This window comes from Comamonas sp. SCN 65-56, from assembly GCF_001724135.1.
Taxonomy (GTDB): Bacteria; Pseudomonadota; Gammaproteobacteria; order Burkholderiales; family Burkholderiaceae_C; genus Comamonas_C.
The window spans coordinates 57,203-75,084 of sequence record NZ_MEDS01000005.1 but is presented as its reverse complement, the minus strand read 5'-3'; the positions used below and the strand labels follow the sequence as shown (position 1 = coordinate 75,084).

Here is a 17,882-nt window from a genome sequence, read left to right as displayed (position 1 = left end):
CCACTCTCAGAAGGAAAAATCCTTGAACACATCCGGCATCGGCGCCTGCATGGCCGCGGCTTCCTTGGCCTCGTAGGTCGCCTTGTCCCAGAGCTCAAAATGGGCGCCCATGCCCAGCAGTACCACATCCTTGACCAGGCCGGCCGCGGCGCGCAGTTCGGGCGAAACGAGCACCCGGCCAGTGCCATCCATGTCCACATCCATCGCATTGCCCAGAAAAATCCGCTTCCACCACTGGGCCTGCATCGGCAATTGGGCAATGCGGGCACTGAAGTCTTCCCACGCCGGGCGCGGGAACACCATCAGGCAGCCATCGGGGTGCTTGGTGATCGTGAGCGAGCCCGCAGCGGCGGCCACCAGTGCGTCACGGTGCCTGGTCGGCACCGACAAACGCCCCTTGGCATCCAGACTCAGCGAAGACGCACCTTGGAACACGGACTTGGAACCCCTCGAACAACCCGCAGCCGCCACAGCCCGTTTTTCGGGCTGAAACGGCACTTTTCACCACTTCATTGCACTTTTTTGCACTGTAGCAGGAAAGCAGGCGCACACAAGGGGGTTCACCCTGAGAATTTGTGAATGAAATCAAAGGTTTAGCGCTTGCGGCTCAAGGCAAAAACGAAAAAATACCTTGATGGACAAGCACTTGGATCGCATTGCGCATGTGATCCATGAAGACAGCCCGATTCAGACCCTGTCGGTCACAGGATGTAGCGCGAGATGTCTTCGTTGGTACTGAGCGACGCCAGGCGCATGTCCACCATCGCTGCATCGACCACCACGCTCTGCCCCGCACGGTTGGCGGCGTCAAAGCTCACCTCGTCCAGCAGGCGCTCCATCACGGTCGCCAGGCGCCGTGCGCCGATGTTCTCGGTGCGCTCGTTCACGTCAAAGGCGATCTGCGCCAGGCGCGTGATGCCCTCGGGGGTGAATTCCAGCGTGACCCCCTCGGTCGCCAGCAGCGCCTGGTACTGGCGCACCAGGCTGGCGTGGGTTTGCGTCAGGATGGCCTCGAAATCCTGCACCGAGAGCGAACCAAGCTCGACGCGGATCGGGAAGCGTCCCTGCAGCTCGGGGATCAGGTCGCTGGGCTTGGCGAGGTGAAACGCCCCCGAGGCGATGAACAGGATATGGTCGGTCTTGACCATGCCGTATTTGGTGGACACCGTCGTGCCCTCGACCAGTGGCAGCAAATCGCGCTGCACACCCTGGCGCGAGACATCCGCGCCACTGGTTTCCTGGCGCGCCGCCACCTTGTCGATTTCATCGATGAAGACGATGCCGTTTTGCTCCAGGTTGGCAATCGCGCGACGCTTGACCTCATCCTCGTTCACCAGCCTGGCCGCCTCTTCATCCGTCAGAATCTTGAGCGCCTCGGTGATCTTCAGCTTGCGCGTATGGCGCTTTTCCTGCCCCATCTGCGAGAACAGGCCGCGCAGCTGCTCGGCCATTTCCTCCATGCCCTGGGGGCCCATGATCTCGACCTGCGGCCGCGCATCGGCGACCTCGATCTCAATCTCCTTCTCATTGAGCTGCCCCTCGCGCAGCTTCTTGCGAAACACCTGGCGCGCGGTGTTCTCCGCCGGCGGCTCATCGGTGCGCGAGCCCTCGGAGCCACCGCCGCGCGCCGGCGGCACGAGCACATCCAGAATGCGGTCTTCCGCCGCATCCTCGGCACGCGCGCGCAGCTTCTTCATGTCCGCCTCGCGCGTCTGCTTCACGGCCACTTCGGCCAGATCACGAATGATGGCGTCAACATCCTTGCCCACATAGCCGACTTCGGTGAACTTGGTCGCCTCCACCTTGAGGAAGGGCGCATCGGCCAGGCGCGCCAGGCGCCGCGCAATCTCGGTCTTGCCCACACCGGTGGGGCCGATCATCAGGATGTTCTTGGGCGTGATCTCGGCGCGCAGGCCCACCTCCACCTGCTGACGGCGCCAGCGGTTGCGCAGCGCGATGGCGACCGCGCGCTTGGCGTCTTTCTGGCCGACGATGTGCTTGTCGAGTTCGGAGACGATCTCCTGGGGAGTCATGGAAGACATGTTGAGCGTTGAGCGTTGAGCGTTGAGCGTTGAGCGTTGAGCGTTGAGCGTTGAGCGTTGAGCGTGCGAAGAGGCAGGGCGCTGATGGAAGTTCACGCTGAACGCTCAGCGCCTAACGCTGAACCTCTCACCACGCCGGACCTCACTCAAGCACTTCAATCGTATGGTGCATGTTGGTGTAGATGCACAGCTCGCCGGCAATTTCCAGCGATTTCTTGATGATTTCCACCGCCGACAAATCGGTATTGGCCAGCAGCGCCTTGGCGGCCGAATGGGCATAGGCGCCGCCCGAGCCGATGGCGACGATGCCCTGCTCGGGCTCCAGCACATCGCCGTTGCCGGTGATGATGAGCGAGGCGGTTTCATCCGCCACCGCCAGCATGGCCTCCAGGCGGCGCAGCACGCGGTCGGTGCGCCAGTCCCTGGTCAGCTCGATGGCGGCGCGCGTCAAATGTCCCTGGTGCTTTTCCAGCTTGGCTTCAAAGCGCTCGAACAGGGTGAATGCATCGGCCGTGGCACCGGCGAAACCCGCCAGCACCTTGTCGTGGTAGAGCTTGCGCACCTTGCGCGCCGAGCCCTTGATGACGATGTTGCCGAGCGTGACCTGGCCGTCTCCGCCGATCGCGACCTGCATGCGGCCGTCCGCGAGCTGGCGTCGCACGCTCAGGATGGTGGTGCCGTGAAATTGTTCCATAGCAGGCGAAAGTGGGGGCGTCGCCCGCCTTTGCAAGGCAGGGGCGACGGCATCAATTCTTGCGCGGCTCAACCCAGGCGTGGTCGTTGATGCCGATCACGTTGAAGAACACGGCAATGACGCGGTGCAGGTTGTGAAAATGCAGCTCGCAGCCCTGCGCCTGCTGCGTCGCCGCCCAGTTGAGCACCGAGCCAACGGCGGCGAAATCAATGCGGATCAGCCGGTCGCAGGCAATCACCAGCGGCTGGCCCGGTCGGGCCATGGCCTCCAGGCGGGCCAGTTGCGCCTGCGCATCGCCTTCGATATGCCCGGTCAGCTCGGCCAGCGCGGCGCCCGCACCCGCCGCGGGTGCATCGCTCTCCAGCACCGCCTCCAGCGCCGCCGCGCCATCGAGCAGGCTGCACTTGGGATCGACCCATGAGGGCGGCGACACCTCGTAGGTGACGCAGTAATCCAGCGCCACCATTTCGAAATCGTCCGGCAGGCGCAGCAGGCGCAGCAGCGCCATGCGCAGCAGCCACCACTGCGGATCAACGCTGCGGTCTTCGGCCACCGTACGGGCCTGCACCACCTGCTGCAAGACGGCAACCGACTGGAAGTGCAGCTCGACCGCCTCGTTGGCCCAGCGCCCAAGCAGCTCGGTCAGCGCCGGCAGCGCCGCCGCCTCGATATCGGTGAGGCGGCTCCAGTTCAAGGTCCACGGCGGGCTGGAGCGCGCCAGCGAAGCCTGCAGCGCTGCCATGGATTGCTGCCCGAGCGTGGCCGGCGCATTCCAGGCCAGCTCCCGCTGCGCAGCGGCCGGCTCCTCGGCCACCGCTTCGACGCCCAGCTGTGCCGGCATGGAAAACCACAAGGGTGAAGAGCGGCCGTACTGCGCCGCGTAGTCGATGGCCAGCGCATCGAAGGGCTCCTGCTGACCCGTCGCCCGGTACAGATCAAACAAAGTCATCCAGATTTCGTGCTGATCCGCCGGGTCATCCTGCGCATGCCGCACCAGCACATCGGTCAGGCAGCGCGCTGCGCCCGCGTAGTCCGCGTTGGCAAACAGAATGGCAGCTTCTTCCAGGTCGGGTTCGTGCACGAATTTTTCCTCTCTTGGCGCGCTGGTTGCGTCGCCAGCCTGCGGCTGTGCCTGCAAGACCGATGGATCCGGCGCATTGTCCTCTCGAAACAAGGCTCGCGACGGCTCTTCCTCCTCCGAGCGCGACTGCAGCCTGGACGGCATCGTCGGCGCAAAGGCCTGCAGCGGATCGGTCCAGGCGCCCGCTTCAGAGCCGGAATGGGATGGCGGCAGCGTGGTTTCCCCCGGCGCGGCGCCAGGGTCCGGGGGTGGGGGCGAAGGCGCTCTCGATCCACCGGCCTGCAGGCCCGCTGGTGCGGTCGCCCCCGACGCCTTCCACCATTGCTGCGACATCTGCTGCTCGATCGCATCGATCTTGAGCAAGGTCTGGGCGCGGGCTTCGCGTTCGCCGACGTCGGTGTCGAGAAACGAGGTCTGCACCGGCGTATCATCCTGCACCAGTCCGGGGTTGGCCTCCTTGCGGCGCAGTTTGCGCAATTGGTCGAACTCGCGCTTGCGCACGAAATCGTTGCGCCGCTTGCGCTCTATCATGTCCTTGAGCTTCTGGCGGCTGATCTTGGCCTCGCGGCTCTCGTCCATCGAGTCGAGCTCGGACCAATCCACCGTGGGATTGCGCACAAAGCGCACCACCTTGGACAACAAGCCGCCTGGCGCCGTTTCTTCCTTGGTCATGCGCTCTCAGCCCGTGGCCGGCCCGGCATCGGGCCCGTCAATCCCCGAACATCTTCTGCTTGAGCTCGCGCCGCTGCTGAGCTTCCAGCGACAGCGTGGCGGTGGGGCGAGCGATGAGGCGCCCCACGCCAATCGGCTCGCCGGTCTCGTCGCAATAGCCGTAGTCGCCGGCATCGATGCGGGCGATCGACTGCTCGATCTTCTTGAGCAGCTTGCGCTCGCGGTCGCGCGTGCGCAGCTCCAGCGCGTGCTCTTCCTCGATCGTCGCGCGATCGGCCGGATCGGGCACCACCACCGTGTCCTCACGCAGGTTTTCCGTCGTTGCGCCAGCGTTGTCGTGGATGTCGTTCTTGAGCGCCACCAGCTTGAGGCGGAAGAACGCCAGCTGCGTCTCGCCCATGTACTCGCTCTCGGGCATCGCGAGCACATCCTCATCCGTGAGCTCCTCGACGGACTTCGCCTTCCAGTTGCTGGCCAGCTTGGGGCTTTTCTTGGCGGCCGCCACAGATTTTTGCAGGGTCGTGTTCATGGTGCAGTACGCTGGCGAAAAAAGGAATGGATACGGGAGGTAGCGGTGGATGGTAACCCCAGTTCACGACAAGCGAAAGCCGCACTCCCTCGGACGGGCGGCGATTGTATAGACGCCCCGCAGGGATGCGCGTTTACCCGCACCCCGCGGTGCGACACTCGCCGTGCGGCCGCTGCATCAACAGGGCATCAGGCGGGCACCAGGCATTGCTCCAGCCCCTGGAAAAAAATGTCCTTGGGCAGATCGATGCCGATGAACACCATGCGGCTTTGGCGCGGCTCATTCTTGCCCCATTCAGGCCCCAGGTCGCTGCCCATGAGTTGGTGCACGCCCTGAAAGATCACCTTGCGCTCGGTGCCCTTCATCGCCAGCACCCCCTTGTAACGCAGCATGCGCGGGCCGTAGATGTTGACGATGGCCCCGATGAAATCTTCGAGCTTGGCCGGATCGAACGGGCGATCCGCGCGGAACACGAAGCTCTTCACATCGTCGTCGTAATGGTGGTGGTGCAGATGGGCGCAATGCTCGCCGTGTTCATGCCCATGTTCGTGCTCATGGTCATGATGCTCATGCTCATGTTCGTCCGCCTTGAGGAAATCGGGATCGACGTCGAGCTTGTCGTTGAGATTGAAGCCGCGCAGATCGAGCACCTCCTTGAGCGGCACCTCGCCGAAATGCACCGCGCGAATCGGCGCACGCGGGTTCATGTGCTTGAGGCGGTGGATCAGCGCGTCCTTGTCCTGCTCGCTCACCAGGTCGGTCTTGGAGAGAAAGATCTGATCGGCAAAGCCCACCTGGCGGCGCGCCTCCTGGCGCGTGTCCAGTTGCTCATTGGCGTGCTTGGCATCGACCAGCGTGATGACCGAATCGACCAGGTAGGACTCGGCAATCTCGTCGTCCATGAAGAAGGTCTGCACCACCGGCCCCGGATCCGCCAGGCCCGTGGTCTCGATCACCACGCGCTCGAAGTCGAGCAAGCCCTTGCGCTTCTTCGCCGCCAGCAGACGCAGCGTGTCGCGCAGGTCCTCGCGGATGGTGCAACAGACGCAGCCGTTGCTCATCTGCAGGATCTGCTCCTTGGATTCGGTGACGAGCAAATCGCTGTCGATGTTTTCCTCGCCGAATTCGTTCTCGATCACGGCGATTTTTTCGCCGTGGGATTCATGCAGAACCCGCTTGAGCAGGGTGGTTTTGCCGGAACCGAGGAAACCGGTAAGGATGGTGGCGGGGATCAGAGACATGGCGGACCTTGGAAAAACGCACGCCCGGCGACGCGGGCTGCACGTGCCGGATTCTAGGAACTGGGCGGCAATCAGCCCTTGCACAAGGCTTTGCATTGCCATGATTCAGCGTATAACGACATCGCTGTTGCCGCGCAGACCCGCGAGCATGCAGATGGTGTCTTTTGATCGAAACCCAAGATACATTTCCACACATTGAAACAATTTTGCCCAAGAGGAGGGCTTTCATGTCCGCCAACCACCTCAAGATCAGCACCCGGCTCACCCTGGCCTTCGCATTCATGGGGTTGATGATCATCATCATCGGCGCCACGGCGCTGATCAAGACCAACACCTTGCACGACGAGTTCCAGTATGTCGTGAAGGACCAATATCCCAAGATCACCGAGGTGCACGAGATCAAGGCCGCGATGGCGTCCAACGAGCTCGCGATCTCCAACATGCTGGCATTTCGCAACCAGGACAGTGTCCAGGCGCAGATCACGGCGATGGGGAACACGCGCGCACAGATTGGCGCGCTGTTCAAGAAGCTCGACGAAAGCATCGCCTCCGCCGGCGGCAAGGCGGCGCTGGAGCGCACCCGCGCACCGCGGGCGCAGTACCTGGCGCTGCAGGACAAATTCGTCGAAGCGATCAGACAAGGACTGACCGGCGACGCAGCCGCCACCCTCGAAAAGCAGATGCCTGCCGCTCTCGTACCCTACAAGGAAGCGGTGGATGGTCTGCTCACGTTCCAGGGCGAAATGATGGACCAATCCATCGCCACCGCCAGCAGCACCGTCAACAACATGGAATGGGTGATTGGCACTGCGGCGGTGATTGCCCTGGCGCTGGCGGCGGTGCTGGCGCTGTGGATCATCCGCTCCATCACCGCGCCCATCCGACAGGCTGTGGGCGTGGCCAATGCGGTGGCCGGCGGCGATCTGACGCAGAGCATCGATGCGAGCGGTCAGAGTGAAACCGCGCTGCTGCTGCAGGCACTCAAGCGCATGCAGGACGGGCTGGTGCAGGTGGTGGCGCGCGTGCGCGAAAACTCCGAGGGCGTGGCCACGGCCAGCCAGCAGATCGCGCAGGGCAACCAGGATTTGTCCTCGCGCACCGAGAGCCAGGCCAGCGCGCTGGAGGAAACCGCCGCCTCGATGGAAGAGCTCAATTCCACCGTGCGCCAGAACGCCGACAACGCCAGTCAGGCCAACCAGCTTGCACAGAGCGCCTCCACCGTGGCCGTCAAGGGCGGCGAAGTGGTGGCGGACGTGGTTCGCACCATGAAGGACATCAACGACAGCTCCAGCAAGATCGCCGACATCATCGGCGTGATCGATTCCATCGCCTTCCAAACCAACATCCTGGCGCTCAACGCCGCCGTCGAGGCCGCACGGGCAGGCGAGCAGGGACGCGGCTTTGCCGTCGTGGCCAGTGAAGTGCGCAGCCTGGCCGGGCGCAGCGCCGAAGCGGCACGCGAGATCAAGCAGCTCATCAACGCCAGCGTCGAACGCGTGGAGACCGGCACGGCGCTGGTGGACAAGGCCGGACAGACCATGACCGAGGTGGTGCAGTCCATCCAGCGCGTGACGGACATCATGGGCGAGATCAGCTCGGCCAGCAGCGAGCAAAGCCAGGGCGTTTCACAGGTGGGCGAAGCGGTGACGCAAATGGACCAGGCCACGCAGCAGAACGCCGCGCTGGTCGAGGAAATGGCAGCCGCCGCCTCCAGCCTGAGCACCCAGGCGCAGGACCTCGTGAGCGCCGTATCGGTGTTCCGCCTGAGCGGTCACCAGATCAGCGTACGTGCCACCCCAGGCAAGTCGGCGCCCGCCAAGGCCGTACCGGCGCCAGCGCGGGCCAAGGCCGGCATCGGTCAGGCCAAGCCCAAACCGGCAGCGCCCAAGGCACTGCCGGCACGCACCGCCCCGGCCGCCGCTGCGCCGGCAGGCAAGGACGATGACTGGGAAAGCTTCTGATTACTTGCGCCAGTAATTGTTGGCGGCGGCCACGGTCTGGAAGTTGGTTGCGATGACCTGGGACGCAGCCGTCAGGCCCGCCGCGTCGTTGGCGTATTCAGGCCGCAGCTTCTTGAGCGTATCCATATCGGGCTGGGTGTACTTGACGCCGCGTCGGCTGAGCGTGATGGCCAGCTCAAAGCCTTGCTGAGGCGTGTCGGTGATCAACGAGGGCAGCCAGGTATCGGCCATGCATTTCTCCTTCAAGTGGTGGTGACGAGGCATTGTGCGGGTTTTGCCATTGCCGCAGTCAGCGCAGGGAAAAGGCGAATGCGGCCTACGGCTTCCTGTGCGCGCGCGGATGCGCCTGGTCGTAGACCTTCGCCAGGTGCTGGAAATCCAGCCGCGTGTAGACCTGCGTGGTGCTGATGTTGGCGTGGCCCAGCAGCTCCTGCACCGCGCGCAGATCGCCGCTGGATTGCAGCAGGTGGCTGGCAAAGGAGTGGCGCAGCATGTGCGGGTGCACCGGCGCGCTCAGGCCCGCCTGCTGGCTGCGCTGGCGCAGCCGCTGCCAGATGGACTGGGCGCTCAGGCGCTGCCCGCGCTGGCCAATGAACAGGGCCGGCTCCGCCAGAGCGGCAAAGGGCTGCGTGCGCACGCCGAGCCAGCGCATCAGTGCCTGCTGCGCGGCCTGCCCGACCGGCACGGTGCGGCGCTTGGCGCCCTTGCCCAGCACATGCGCTTCGCCCGCCTGCAAATCTATCCAGCCATGCCCCTGCTGCTGGGTGCTGGCCGCAGGCGCCACGTCCAGCCCCACCAGCTCGCCCACCCGCAGGCCGCCACCGTAGAGCAGCTCGACCAGGGCCGCATCGCGCGCCTCCAGCCAGGGATCGGCCTGCAGCTGCGCAAACTCCGCCAGCCGCACTGCGTCATCGACCGGCAAGGCCTTGGGCAGCAGCCTGGGCGATTTGGGCGCACGCAGGTCCTGCACCGGATTGGCTGCCACCAGGCCCTGGCGACCCGCCCAGGTGAAGAACCCGCGCCAGGCCGACAGCGCCAGCGCCAAGCTGCGGCCGCCGTGGCCACTGCCGTGCAGCTGCGCGACAAAGCGTCGCAGCTGGCTGGCGTCCAGGGCCAGCAAGGATCGGCCCTCGGCCAGTTGCACCAGTCGCTGCAGTTCAAACGTGTACAGAGACAAGGTCCGCGCTGCCAGGCGCTTTTGCACGCGCACGTACTCGAGGTACTGCTGCAGCTCGGGCGGCATGGCGTCAGGCATGGCGCGTGCCATCAGCGCAGGCGAGCGAGTGCCGCGCTGGCCAGCTCTGCCATGCGGGTCAGGAAATCCGTGCCCATGGTGCTGTCAAAGCGCGCCGCATCATCGGAGGCCAGCACCAGCAGGCCAAAGGCCGGCGCGTCGGCATCGTCCATCGCACCCGAGCGCATGGGCAGCAGCGCCACCGAGCGCACCTGGGCCGACTGCGGCAGCCAGCCTATGGCTTCAAAACCCAGGTTGGGGCCGCAAAACGGCATGGTCAGCGAGGTGGCAAAGGAGCGCACGTCCTCGCTCACGCCTTGCGTCCACGGCGCCTGCTCCCACGCAGGCGCCACATTCCACAGCCGCAGCGCCACCTTGGGTACGTCAAACAAGGACTGCAAGCCATCCTGCACCGCCTGCACCAGGTCGGCGGCCTCGCGCACCGCGAGCATGCGGCGCGCCCACTGCTGCACCTTGTCGGCGATGGCTGCGTTCTCGCCGCCATTGCGCACGAGCTCCATGATGTGCTGCTCCAGCCCCTTGATTTTCTCGCGCAGCATTTCCGCCTGACGCTCCTGCAGACTGACGGCGCGCTGGCCATGCTGGCTGGTCAGCACCACGCTGGTGAGCAGCTGTGCATGGCGCTCGAAAAACTCCGGCGTATTGGCAAGGTACTGGGCGATATCGTCTTCGGTGATCGGTGGAATGGCGGAGGAATTCATGGCGCGGCGAATGGAAACAAAAATGGTCAGGTCGGCATCTTAAGGAATCGCGGCGTGCGTGGCTATCAAGCCACCCAAACAACCGCCAGCCTTGATACCACGCCCTGACCCATGTGATAATTGATAGCGTACGTGCCATCGGTTCATCACCCTTCATCGAGTCTCCGCCCCTTCACGCACCCAAGGTCCACCATGAACGCTCTCTACCACCCGCGCGCCGGCGCCATCCTCCTGCGCACCGTGCTTGCCCTGCTGCTGCTGCCACATGGCATAGGCAAAGTAATGGGCGGGGTGGGTTGGCTCGTGGGCGCGCTCGAGAAAATGGGCATCCCGGGCTTCGTGGCCTATGGCGTCTACGTCGGCGAAGTGCTGGCGCCGCTGCTGTTGCTGGCCGGGATCTTCGTCGTGCCGGCGGCACTGATCGTGATGTTCAACATGATTGTCGCCGTGGTGCTGATGCACATGCCCGAGCTGATGACGCTCAACTCCTCGGGCGGCTGGGCGCTGGAGCTGCAAGCCTTCTTCTTCTTCTCAGCCCTGGTCGTGATGCTGACGGCCAAACCCAGAAGCTGACGCGCCCGGCGCGCGGGGCATGGCCATAATCGCGCCATGCCTCGTTCAAGCCAACTCCTCTACCCCCACCGCGAACCACCTGCGCCGCTGCCTGCGGCCACCGTGCTGCTGCTGCGCGACGACCCGGCGCACGGCCTGCAGGTCTTGATGACGCGCCGCTCGACCAAGGCGAGCTTCGCGCCCGGCGCCTATGTCTTTCCCGGCGGCGGCATCGAAGCCGCGGACCAAGCCGCGCATGCGCTGGCCGATCACCGGCCAAGCCAAACCGGCACGGCCCTCGCGCAGGCCATCGCCGCCATCCGCGAGAGTTTTGAAGAACTCGGCCTGGTGCTGGCGCGCCACGCCGACGGCCGCTGGGCCGATGCCGGCGACATCGCCGCACTGGACCGCAAGACACCGTTGGCCCCGCAATGCGCCGCGCGCGGGCTGCGCCTGGCGGCGGACAGCATGTTCCTGCTGGCGCACTGGATCACCGACCGCGACCTGCCCAAGCGCTTTGACGTGCCCTTTCTCGTCGCGCGCATGCCGCCGGGCCAGACCCCGGTGCCCGACAACGCCGAGCAGTTCGCGCCCGAATGGATCAGCCCCACGGACGCACTGGCGCGCCACGCCGCCGGCAGCTTCTTCATCATCTTCCCCACCATCCGCACGCTCGAGCGCCTGCAGCGCTTTGCCAGCGTGGATGCGCTGCTGGCTGCCCTGCACGATGAAAAACCGCTGTGGATGAGCTGCCCGCGCGCCGGCCTGAAGGGCGGCAGGGACTCGCGCCACATGGAGCACGAGATGGAGTTCGGCGAGCTGGCGCTGGTCTGCCCCGACGGCCAGATCCGGCATGCGCTGGACTGGCAGAGCGATCACGCCGTGCCGCTGCTGAAGAACGTGCAGCGCCTCACCGCGCCCAACCCCGGCGCGATGACCGGCCCGGGCACCAACAGCTACCTGGTGGGCGACCCGGCCACCGGCTACATCGCGATCGACCCCGGCCCGGTGGACCCCGGCCACCAGGAGCGCCTGTGGCGCGCGGCGGGCGGCGACATCCGCATGATCGTCTGCACGCATTCGCACCCCGACCACTCCCCCGGCGCACGCCCTTTGCAGCAACGCTGCGAGCAATCGGGCAAGCCGCGACCGCCGATTCTGGGTCTGCATTCGCTACCCACGGCACGCCCGCACAGCGAATTCACGCCCGACCGTGAACTATCAAATGAAGAGCTGTTGACGCTCGCTGGAAAAGCGCCAGAGGGTGAAATCACTCATACCCTGGAAGTCATCCACACCCCAGGCCACGCGGCCAACCACGTGTGCCTGCTGCTGCGCGAGGACGGTCTGCTGTTTTCGGGCGACCATATCCTCAACGGCAGCACCACGGTGATCGATCCGCCCGACGGCAACATGGCCGACTACATGGACGCGCTGGACCGCCTCGACGCGCTGTGCCAGAAGTGGCGCGTCGATTTCATCCTGCCGGCGCACGGCTACGTGATCGGTGACGCGCGCGGTGCGATTGCGCACCTCAAGGCCCACCGCCTGGCACGCGAGGCCAAGGTGCTGGCCGCGATGCAGCAGCTGCCCGACGGCACGCCCGAGCAATGGGTGGAGCTGGCCTACGACGATGTGCCGCCGCGCATGTGGCCGTTGGCGCAGCGCTCGCTGCTGGCGCATGTGGAGCGCATCCGCTCGCTCAAGCCCGGCAATGACTGAAGCCGAGGGCGGCGGCGAACGCCTGGCCAAGCGGCTGGCGCAGGAGTTGCCCTGCTCGCGCAGCGAGGCCGAGCGTTACATCGAAGGCGGCTGGGTGCAGGTCGATGGCCAGACGGTGGAGACCCCCGGTGCGCATGTCGGCGCCACGCAATCGGTAGTCCTTCTGCCCGGCGCGCGCGCCATCGACATCCCGCCCGCCACGCTGCTGCTGCACCAGGGCGCGGGCTGCCTGGATGCCGCCGCGCTGCTGCTGCCCGCGCATTTCGCCAGCGAGGTCGGCGGCCCGCCGCAGCGCATCCTGCAAAAACACCTGCGCCACCAGCAAAGTGTCGCCCCGCTGCCCGCCGGGGCCAGCGGTCTCGTCGTCTTCACGCAGGAAGCGCGCATCGCACGGCGCTTGCGCGAAGATCTGCTGGAGCATGAGTGCATCGCCCATGTCAAGGGCATGGTGAGCGATGCCGCAGTGCAGCGGCTATGCCACGGCCTGGCGCTCGATGGGTGCGCCCTGCCTGCGATCAAGGTCAGCCGCCAGAGCGAGCAGCACCTGCGCTTTGCGCTCAAGGGCATCGCGCCGGCGCAGGTGGGCGCCATGTGCGCCGCCGTCGGCCTGCGCCTCGCGGGCCTGCGGCGCCTGCGCATCGGCCGCATCGCACTTGCCGGCCTGCCCGAGGGGCACTGGCGCTTTCTGCAGGGCTGGGAGCGCTTCTGATCCCTGCAGGCGACAGCATATCGATATAGCGCATCCGTCTGACACTTCTGCAAGAATCGTCGCTCCAACCTCCTCGTTCGAAACCCCGGAGCCCTCCGATGAAAGCCGACACCATCCTGCAGACCATTGGCAACACGCCGCATGTACGCATTCACCGCCTGTTCGGCGCCGCCGCCAACATCTGGCTCAAATGCGAACGCGCCAACCCCGGTGGCTCGCTCAAGGACCGCATTGCCCTGGGCATGGTCGAAGCGGCAGAAAAAGCGGGCAGCCTGAAACCCGGCGGCACCATCATCGAGCCCACCAGCGGCAACACCGGCGTGGGCCTGGCGATGGTCGCGGCCGTCAAGGGCTATCGACTCATCGTCGTGATGCCGGAGAGCATGAGCGTGGAGCGCCGCCGCCTGATCAAGGCCTATGGTGCGGAACTGGTACTCACACCCAAGGAAAAAGGCACGACCGGCGCCGTCGCCCGCGCCAAGGAACTGACCGAGGCCACGCCCGGCGCGGTGATGCTCAACCAGTTCGACAACCCCGCCAACATCGATGCCCACGCCCGCACCACCGCGCAGGAGGTGCTGGCCGACTTCCCCGAGGGGCTGGACGCCATCATCACCGGCGTCGGCACCGGCGGCCACATCACGGCGCTGGCACGCGTGCTCAAGCCTCTCTGGCCGCAGCTCAAGGTGTATGCGGTCGAACCCGTCCAATCGCCCGTCATCAGCGGCGGGCCACCCGGTCCGCACGGCATCCAGGGCCTGGGCGCGGGTTTCATCCCCAAGAACCTCGATACCAGCGCCATCGACGGCGTGCTCACCATCGCCGACGAAGACGCACGCGAATGGGCGCGCCGCTGCGCACGCGAGGAAGGCATCCTCGTGGGCATTTCCACCGGCGCCGCGCTGGCCGCCATCGCCCACAAACTGCCCGACCTGCCCGCCGGTGCACGCGTGCTGGGCGTGAACTACGACACCGGCGAACGCTACCTGTCGGTGGACGGCTTCCTGCCTGCGGCCTGAAGCATCCCGCCTGGCAAACACGGCCGCCTCGAGCGGCCGTTTTCACGCTTCGCCGGATAAGATCAATCTCCTTCACAACATTCCCGGGAGCAAGCATGGCAGTCGTATTGCAAGTCGATTTCAAAATGGACGGCCCCTTTGGCGCCGAGCTTTCCACCGCCTTCGAAGGCTTGGCGCGCAGCATCGGCCAGGAGCCCGGCTTCCTCTGGAAGATCTGGACCGAGGATGCCGCCGCCAGGGAAGCCGGCGGCATCTACCTCTTCGACACGCGCGACAACGCACAGCGCTACCTGGACATGCATTCCCAGCGCCTGACGCAGGCAGGCGTGCGCGACATCCGCGCCAGGATCTACGACATCAACGGACCGCTGACGGCGATCAACCAGGGCCCGGTGCGCTGACCGGCCCGATGTCCACCACCTCCACCCCCCTGCTGCAACGCCTGAAAGACCTGAGCGCCCCCGAGCTGCGCCGCCTGCTGACCGAGCAGCTGACAAAACAAAAGCTCGGCCTGACCTGGGAGCGCGACGCCATCGCCCACGACCGCGCGCTCAACGCCGACGTGGTGCTGCCGCGCCTGCTGCCCGAAGTCAGCCACACACCCGAAGGCTGCGAGCTGCATTCCAACCTCATCATCGAGGGCGACAACTTCGACGCCCTGCGTCTCTTGCGCGCCACGCACGCGGGCAAGATTCGCGTGATCTACATCGACCCACCCTACAACACCGGCAACAAGGACTGGGTCTACAACGACCAGTACGTGGGCGCCAACGACCGCTGGCGCCACAGCCAGTGGCTGGAATTCCTGTACCAGCGCCTGAGCCTGGCGCGCGACCTGCTCACCAGCGACGGCGTGATCCTGGTCAGCATCAACGACGAGAACCGCGCGCGGCTGGAGCTGCTGATGGACGAGGTGTTTCCGGGGCGGCGGCTGGGGAGCCTGGTCTGGCGCACCAAGGACACCGGCAACGACCTGGCGCAGCGCTTCAGCCATGTGCATGAGCATGTGCTGGTCTATGCCAACGGCGGCTTCAGCTTCAACGGCCGGCCTACCGACCGCAGCAAGTTCCGCAACCCGGACAACGATCCCCGTGGCGAATGGTCGCCGCAGCCTTTGACTGCGAATAAATCGCTGTTTGAGCGCCCCAACACCTACTACCCGATTCAAAACCCGGAAACGGGCTACTGGTATCCCTGTGACCCGGACAGCACTTGGCGCTTTGCATCCGAAGCCGTCATCCGCCGCCTGTGCAACGGCGACGAGACCGCCGTCCAGGCCATGCTGGCAGGCCTGCGCAGCGACACCATGGAAGCCTTGATCACCAAGCGGCTGATTTACTTCCCGCCCTGCAAGCCAGAGGAGGTGATGCACTTCGCCACCAAGGCTGATTTGCTGGCGGCGCTCAAGGCCGGCAAAGGGCCGGTGCTGCCGAAGAAAAAAATACCGCTGCTGCGCGCTGATCTACCAGACCTGGACTTTTGGGTCGGCAAACCGATTGCCACCGGTCGCCCCTCGCGCAAGGAGCACTGGACGGCCCGCCCTGAAAGCGAGCGTCTGGCTCCACTGGGCAGTTGGATCGCGGGCATGAACGAGGACGTGGAGGACGATGAGCTGGAGCAACTCTTGTTGCTGCGTACCACGCGGGGTGGTGTGGCCACCGAGGAAGTCAAGAACGTCCTGGGCTCCAAGGCCTTCCCCTACCCCAAGCCCCTGTCCCTCATCAAAAACCTGCTCGCCCAGGCCAGCCGCCCCGGCGACACGGTGCTGGACTTCTTCGCCGGCTCCGGCACCACCGGCCAGGCAGTGCTCGAACTCAACGCCGAGGACGGCGAGGGGCAGCCGCCGCGCCGCTTCATCCTGTGCTCCAGCACCGAGGCCACCGCCAAGGAGCCCGCCAAAAACCTGTGCCGGGATGTCTGCGCCGAGCGCCTGCGCCGCGTCATCGCCGGCTACGGCGGCAAACCCGGCCACGCGCTGGCGCAGGGCGGCGAATTTGCCTACCTGCAGCTGGACAAAATCGACGGCGCCGACGTGCTGCTGGACGCCACGGCGCAGCACGCCGCCACCCTGCTTTCCATGAGAAACATGGCTGCAGCGCCCGTGGAACAAGCGCAAGCAGCTATCACAGTAGTAGCGCAACAGGCCGACTGGCTGCTCGTGTTGTGCCAGGACACCGAGCCTGCCACGCTCGCCGCCCTGCACGCGCTGCACCAGCAGCACCGAGAGGCGCGCCTGTCCGTCGTCACCCCGCGCCCCAAGGCGCTGGCCCTGTGGTTGGCCGAGCAAGGCATAGACGCCCACACCCAGGCGCTGCACGAGGCGCTGACGCTGGGGCAGGGCGGGCGCGGGCGCTCAGCGCGGGCTTGAAACCCAGGCATAAACCAAACATGTTGGGTTATCATTGACGCCATGGCCAGCCTGCGCCACAAACATTTGCGGCTCGTCGTCTATCCCAACGACCACCCGCCGCCGCACGCCCATGTGCTGGGGCCGGGCTGGGAAATTCGCGTCGAGCTGTCGCACCCACCGGCACTGCTGACGATTGCCGGGCCAGCCAAGACGCCCGACGTGGCCGCAGCCCTGCTGGCCGTGGCCGAGCACCTGGCGCCGCTGCGCGTTTTTTGGAGTGAGCTGCATGACTGATACCACCGCCAAGCTGCCCGACTGGGTTGAGGCAGAACTACAGCGCGCCCCGCAGGCAGAGGCTCTGGGCGCGGTGCGCGCAGCCGCCCACCTGCAAGCCACGGCCGCACGCTACGACGCCCGCCGCAAGCGCGTGGTGGTGGAGCTGGCCAACGGCAGCCAGTTCGCCTTTCCGCCCGCGCTGACCCAGGGGCTGGCGCAGGCCCGCGCCGCCGACCTGGCCGAGATTGAAATCACCCCCCTGGGCACCGGCCTGCACTGGCCGCGCCTGGACGCAGATTTGAGCGTGGAAGGTCTGCTGGCCGGCCTGTTCGGCAGCCGCGCCTGGATGCGCCAGCACGCCGCCCGCGCCGGGCGCGCCACCTCGCCCGCCAAGGCCGATGCCGCGCGTGTCAACGGCGCCAAGGGCGGGCGCCCGCGCAAGGCGGCGGTGTGAATGCTGCTTGCACGTTACATGCAACGCACCTATCATGTTGCATGTAACGCAAAGGAGCCCGATATGACTACCGCCTCCGTCAACGCCCGGGTGCAAAAGCACCGCGACGCTCTGCGCCAGGCCGGTTTGCGCCCGGTGCAGCTGTGGGTGCCCGACACACGCCGCCCCGACTTTGCCCAGGAATGCCAGCGCCAAAGCCTGTTGGCGGCCCAGGCCGACAGCGCCGACGTCGCCATGCAGTCCTTCATGGATGCCGCTTTGGCTGACGTGCAAGGCTGGGAAGGCTGATGCGCGGCGATTTGGTGACGATTGCCCTGCAGGGGGGCTTTGGCAAACCCCGCCCCGCCTTGGTCATCCAGGCCGACTGGTTTTCCTCGCACACCAGCGTAACGGTGCTGCCCGTGACCAGCGCCTTGATCGACGCCCCGCTGCTGCGCGTGGCCATCGAGCCCAGCGCTGACAACGGCCTGCAAAAACCCTCGCAAGTCATGGTGGACAAGGCCATGACGGTGTCGCGCGACAAGCTGGGCCCTGCCTTTGGCCGTATCGACGCCGATACGCTGCTGGAGGTAGAGCGCTGCTTGGCGGTGTTTCTGGGGCTGGGGAAATGAATTAGCTGATTTC

20 protein-coding genes are annotated in these 17,882 nt (G+C 65.8%); 11 read left to right on the top strand and 9 right to left on the bottom strand.

The window, feature by feature from the left end:
- Nucleotides 1-6: 6 nt before the first annotated feature.
- From mraZ to ABS45_RS03545, 6 genes are all read right to left on the bottom strand, one after another.
- Entirely contained in the window at nt 7-435 is a 429-nt protein-coding gene (mraZ, locus tag ABS45_RS03570; protein ID WP_291553045.1) for a division/cell wall cluster transcriptional repressor MraZ, read from the bottom strand.
- Between the two features lie 266 nt (nt 436-701).
- On the bottom strand, nt 702-2,042 hold the full coding sequence (gene hslU / locus ABS45_RS03565) for an ATP-dependent protease ATPase subunit HslU (protein WP_291553043.1): 1,341 nt from the start codon (nt 2,040-2,042) through the stop codon (nt 702-704).
- 142 nt (nt 2,043-2,184) lie between these two features.
- The gene (gene hslV / locus ABS45_RS03560; protein ID WP_291553041.1) at nt 2,185-2,736 is read right to left on the bottom strand and encodes an ATP-dependent protease subunit HslV; all 552 of its coding nucleotides are present in this window, start codon (nt 2,734-2,736) and stop codon (nt 2,185-2,187) included.
- 52 nt (nt 2,737-2,788) lie between these two features.
- Nucleotides 2,789-4,489, bottom strand: a complete 1,701-nt coding sequence (locus tag ABS45_RS03555) for an STAS domain-containing protein (protein WP_291553039.1) — start codon at nt 4,487-4,489, stop codon at nt 2,789-2,791.
- 37 nt (nt 4,490-4,526) lie between these two features.
- Complete coding sequence (gene dksA / locus ABS45_RS03550) at nt 4,527-5,018, bottom strand: RNA polymerase-binding protein DksA (protein ID WP_291553037.1); 492 nt, start codon at nt 5,016-5,018, stop codon at nt 4,527-4,529.
- A gap of 188 nt (nt 5,019-5,206) precedes the next feature.
- Nucleotides 5,207-6,259: a GTP-binding protein gene (locus ABS45_RS03545; protein ID WP_291553035.1), complete on the bottom strand. Its 1,053-nt coding sequence runs from the start codon at nt 6,257-6,259 to the stop codon at nt 5,207-5,209.
- 227 nt (nt 6,260-6,486) lie between these two features.
- Between ABS45_RS03545 and ABS45_RS03540 the strand changes: the two genes are divergently transcribed.
- Nucleotides 6,487-8,220: a methyl-accepting chemotaxis protein gene (locus tag ABS45_RS03540; protein WP_291553033.1), complete on the top strand. Its 1,734-nt coding sequence runs from the start codon at nt 6,487-6,489 to the stop codon at nt 8,218-8,220.
- Here the strand turns inward: ABS45_RS03540 and ABS45_RS03535 are convergent, their stop codons facing one another.
- The 3 genes from ABS45_RS03535 to ABS45_RS03525 form a co-directional block, all read right to left on the bottom strand.
- On the bottom strand, nt 8,221-8,451 hold the full coding sequence (locus ABS45_RS03535) for a hexameric tyrosine-coordinated heme protein (RefSeq protein ID WP_291553031.1): 231 nt from the start codon (nt 8,449-8,451) through the stop codon (nt 8,221-8,223).
- 85 nt (nt 8,452-8,536) lie between these two features.
- Complete coding sequence (locus ABS45_RS03530) at nt 8,537-9,487, bottom strand: tyrosine recombinase XerC (RefSeq protein WP_291553028.1); 951 nt, start codon at nt 9,485-9,487, stop codon at nt 8,537-8,539.
- Nucleotides 9,487-10,176 carry a DUF484 family protein gene (locus ABS45_RS03525; protein ID WP_291553026.1) on the bottom strand — a complete coding sequence of 230 codons (690 nt, stop codon included), beginning with the start codon at nt 10,174-10,176 and terminating at the stop codon, nt 9,487-9,489. Before ABS45_RS03525 ends, ABS45_RS03530 begins: the two co-directional genes overlap by 1 nt.
- A 192-nt stretch (nt 10,177-10,368) precedes the next feature.
- Here ABS45_RS03525 and ABS45_RS03520 point away from each other — a divergent pair, with 192 nt between their 5' ends.
- The 10 genes from ABS45_RS03520 (at nt 10,369) to ABS45_RS03475 (ending at nt 17,869) form a co-directional block, all read left to right on the top strand.
- Nucleotides 10,369-10,749, top strand: coding sequence for a DoxX family protein (locus tag ABS45_RS03520; RefSeq protein ID WP_291553023.1), 381 nt, complete (start codon nt 10,369-10,371; stop codon nt 10,747-10,749).
- Between the two features lie 36 nt (nt 10,750-10,785).
- Nucleotides 10,786-12,450 carry an MBL fold metallo-hydrolase gene (locus ABS45_RS03515; protein WP_291553021.1) on the top strand — a complete coding sequence of 555 codons (1,665 nt, stop codon included), beginning with the start codon at nt 10,786-10,788 and terminating at the stop codon, nt 12,448-12,450.
- The gene (locus ABS45_RS03510; RefSeq protein ID WP_291553018.1) at nt 12,443-13,159 is read left to right on the top strand and encodes an RNA pseudouridine synthase; all 717 of its coding nucleotides are present in this window, start codon (nt 12,443-12,445) and stop codon (nt 13,157-13,159) included. Before ABS45_RS03515 ends, ABS45_RS03510 begins: the two co-directional genes overlap by 8 nt.
- Before the next feature lie 98 nt (nt 13,160-13,257).
- Nucleotides 13,258-14,178, top strand: coding sequence for a cysteine synthase A (gene cysK / locus ABS45_RS03505; RefSeq protein WP_291553015.1), 921 nt, complete (start codon nt 13,258-13,260; stop codon nt 14,176-14,178).
- A gap of 95 nt (nt 14,179-14,273) precedes the next feature.
- Nucleotides 14,274-14,579 (top strand): monooxygenase, encoded by a 306-nt coding sequence (locus ABS45_RS03500; protein ID WP_291553012.1) that lies wholly within the window; start codon nt 14,274-14,276, stop codon nt 14,577-14,579.
- A gap of 8 nt (nt 14,580-14,587) precedes the next feature.
- The gene (locus tag ABS45_RS03495; RefSeq protein ID WP_291553009.1) at nt 14,588-16,546 is read left to right on the top strand and encodes a site-specific DNA-methyltransferase; all 1,959 of its coding nucleotides are present in this window, start codon (nt 14,588-14,590) and stop codon (nt 16,544-16,546) included.
- 42 nt (nt 16,547-16,588) lie between these two features.
- Nucleotides 16,589-16,822, top strand: coding sequence for a hypothetical protein (locus tag ABS45_RS03490; RefSeq protein WP_291553006.1), 234 nt, complete (start codon nt 16,589-16,591; stop codon nt 16,820-16,822).
- Nucleotides 16,815-17,258, top strand: a complete 444-nt coding sequence (locus tag ABS45_RS03485; RefSeq protein ID WP_291553004.1) for a DUF2442 domain-containing protein — start codon at nt 16,815-16,817, stop codon at nt 17,256-17,258. Before ABS45_RS03490 ends, ABS45_RS03485 begins: the two co-directional genes overlap by 8 nt.
- A 63-nt stretch (nt 17,259-17,321) precedes the next feature.
- Nucleotides 17,322-17,546, top strand: coding sequence for an antitoxin MazE family protein (locus ABS45_RS03480; protein ID WP_291553003.1), 225 nt, complete (start codon nt 17,322-17,324; stop codon nt 17,544-17,546).
- Nucleotides 17,543-17,869: a type II toxin-antitoxin system PemK/MazF family toxin gene (locus tag ABS45_RS03475; protein WP_291553182.1), complete on the top strand. Its 327-nt coding sequence runs from the start codon at nt 17,543-17,545 to the stop codon at nt 17,867-17,869. The genes ABS45_RS03480 and ABS45_RS03475 overlap by 4 nt, the downstream gene beginning before the upstream one ends.
- Nucleotides 17,870-17,882: the final 13 nt, after the last annotated feature.

Coding starts and splice junctions, on each gene's coding strand:
- ABS45_RS03535 (WP_291553031.1), bottom strand. CDS start 8,451: ATGGCCGATACCTGGCTGCCCTCGTTGATCACCGACACGCCTCAGCAA.
- ABS45_RS03525 (WP_291553026.1), bottom strand. CDS start 10,176: ATGAATTCCTCCGCCATTCCACCGATCACCGAAGACGATATCGCCCAG.
- ABS45_RS03490 (WP_291553006.1), top strand. CDS start 16,589: ATGGCCAGCCTGCGCCACAAACATTTGCGGCTCGTCGTCTATCCCAAC.
- ABS45_RS03500 (WP_291553012.1), top strand. CDS start 14,274: ATGGCAGTCGTATTGCAAGTCGATTTCAAAATGGACGGCCCCTTTGGC.
- cysK (WP_291553015.1), top strand. CDS start 13,258: ATGAAAGCCGACACCATCCTGCAGACCATTGGCAACACGCCGCATGTA.
- hslU (WP_291553043.1), bottom strand. CDS start 2,042: ATGTCTTCCATGACTCCCCAGGAGATCGTCTCCGAACTCGACAAGCAC.
- ABS45_RS03555 (WP_291553039.1), bottom strand. CDS start 4,489: ATGACCAAGGAAGAAACGGCGCCAGGCGGCTTGTTGTCCAAGGTGGTG.
- ABS45_RS03530 (WP_291553028.1), bottom strand. CDS start 9,487: ATGGCACGCGCCATGCCTGACGCCATGCCGCCCGAGCTGCAGCAGTAC.
- ABS45_RS03485 (WP_291553004.1), top strand. CDS start 16,815: ATGACTGATACCACCGCCAAGCTGCCCGACTGGGTTGAGGCAGAACTA.
- ABS45_RS03520 (WP_291553023.1), top strand. CDS start 10,369: ATGAACGCTCTCTACCACCCGCGCGCCGGCGCCATCCTCCTGCGCACC.
- ABS45_RS03480 (WP_291553003.1), top strand. CDS start 17,322: ATGACTACCGCCTCCGTCAACGCCCGGGTGCAAAAGCACCGCGACGCT.
- ABS45_RS03510 (WP_291553018.1), top strand. CDS start 12,443: ATGACTGAAGCCGAGGGCGGCGGCGAACGCCTGGCCAAGCGGCTGGCG.
- dksA (WP_291553037.1), bottom strand. CDS start 5,018: ATGAACACGACCCTGCAAAAATCTGTGGCGGCCGCCAAGAAAAGCCCC.
- hslV (WP_291553041.1), bottom strand. CDS start 2,736: ATGGAACAATTTCACGGCACCACCATCCTGAGCGTGCGACGCCAGCTC.
- ABS45_RS03515 (WP_291553021.1), top strand. CDS start 10,786: ATGCCTCGTTCAAGCCAACTCCTCTACCCCCACCGCGAACCACCTGCG.
- ABS45_RS03495 (WP_291553009.1), top strand. CDS start 14,588: ATGTCCACCACCTCCACCCCCCTGCTGCAACGCCTGAAAGACCTGAGC.
- ABS45_RS03540 (WP_291553033.1), top strand. CDS start 6,487: ATGTCCGCCAACCACCTCAAGATCAGCACCCGGCTCACCCTGGCCTTC.
- ABS45_RS03545 (WP_291553035.1), bottom strand. CDS start 6,259: ATGTCTCTGATCCCCGCCACCATCCTTACCGGTTTCCTCGGTTCCGGC.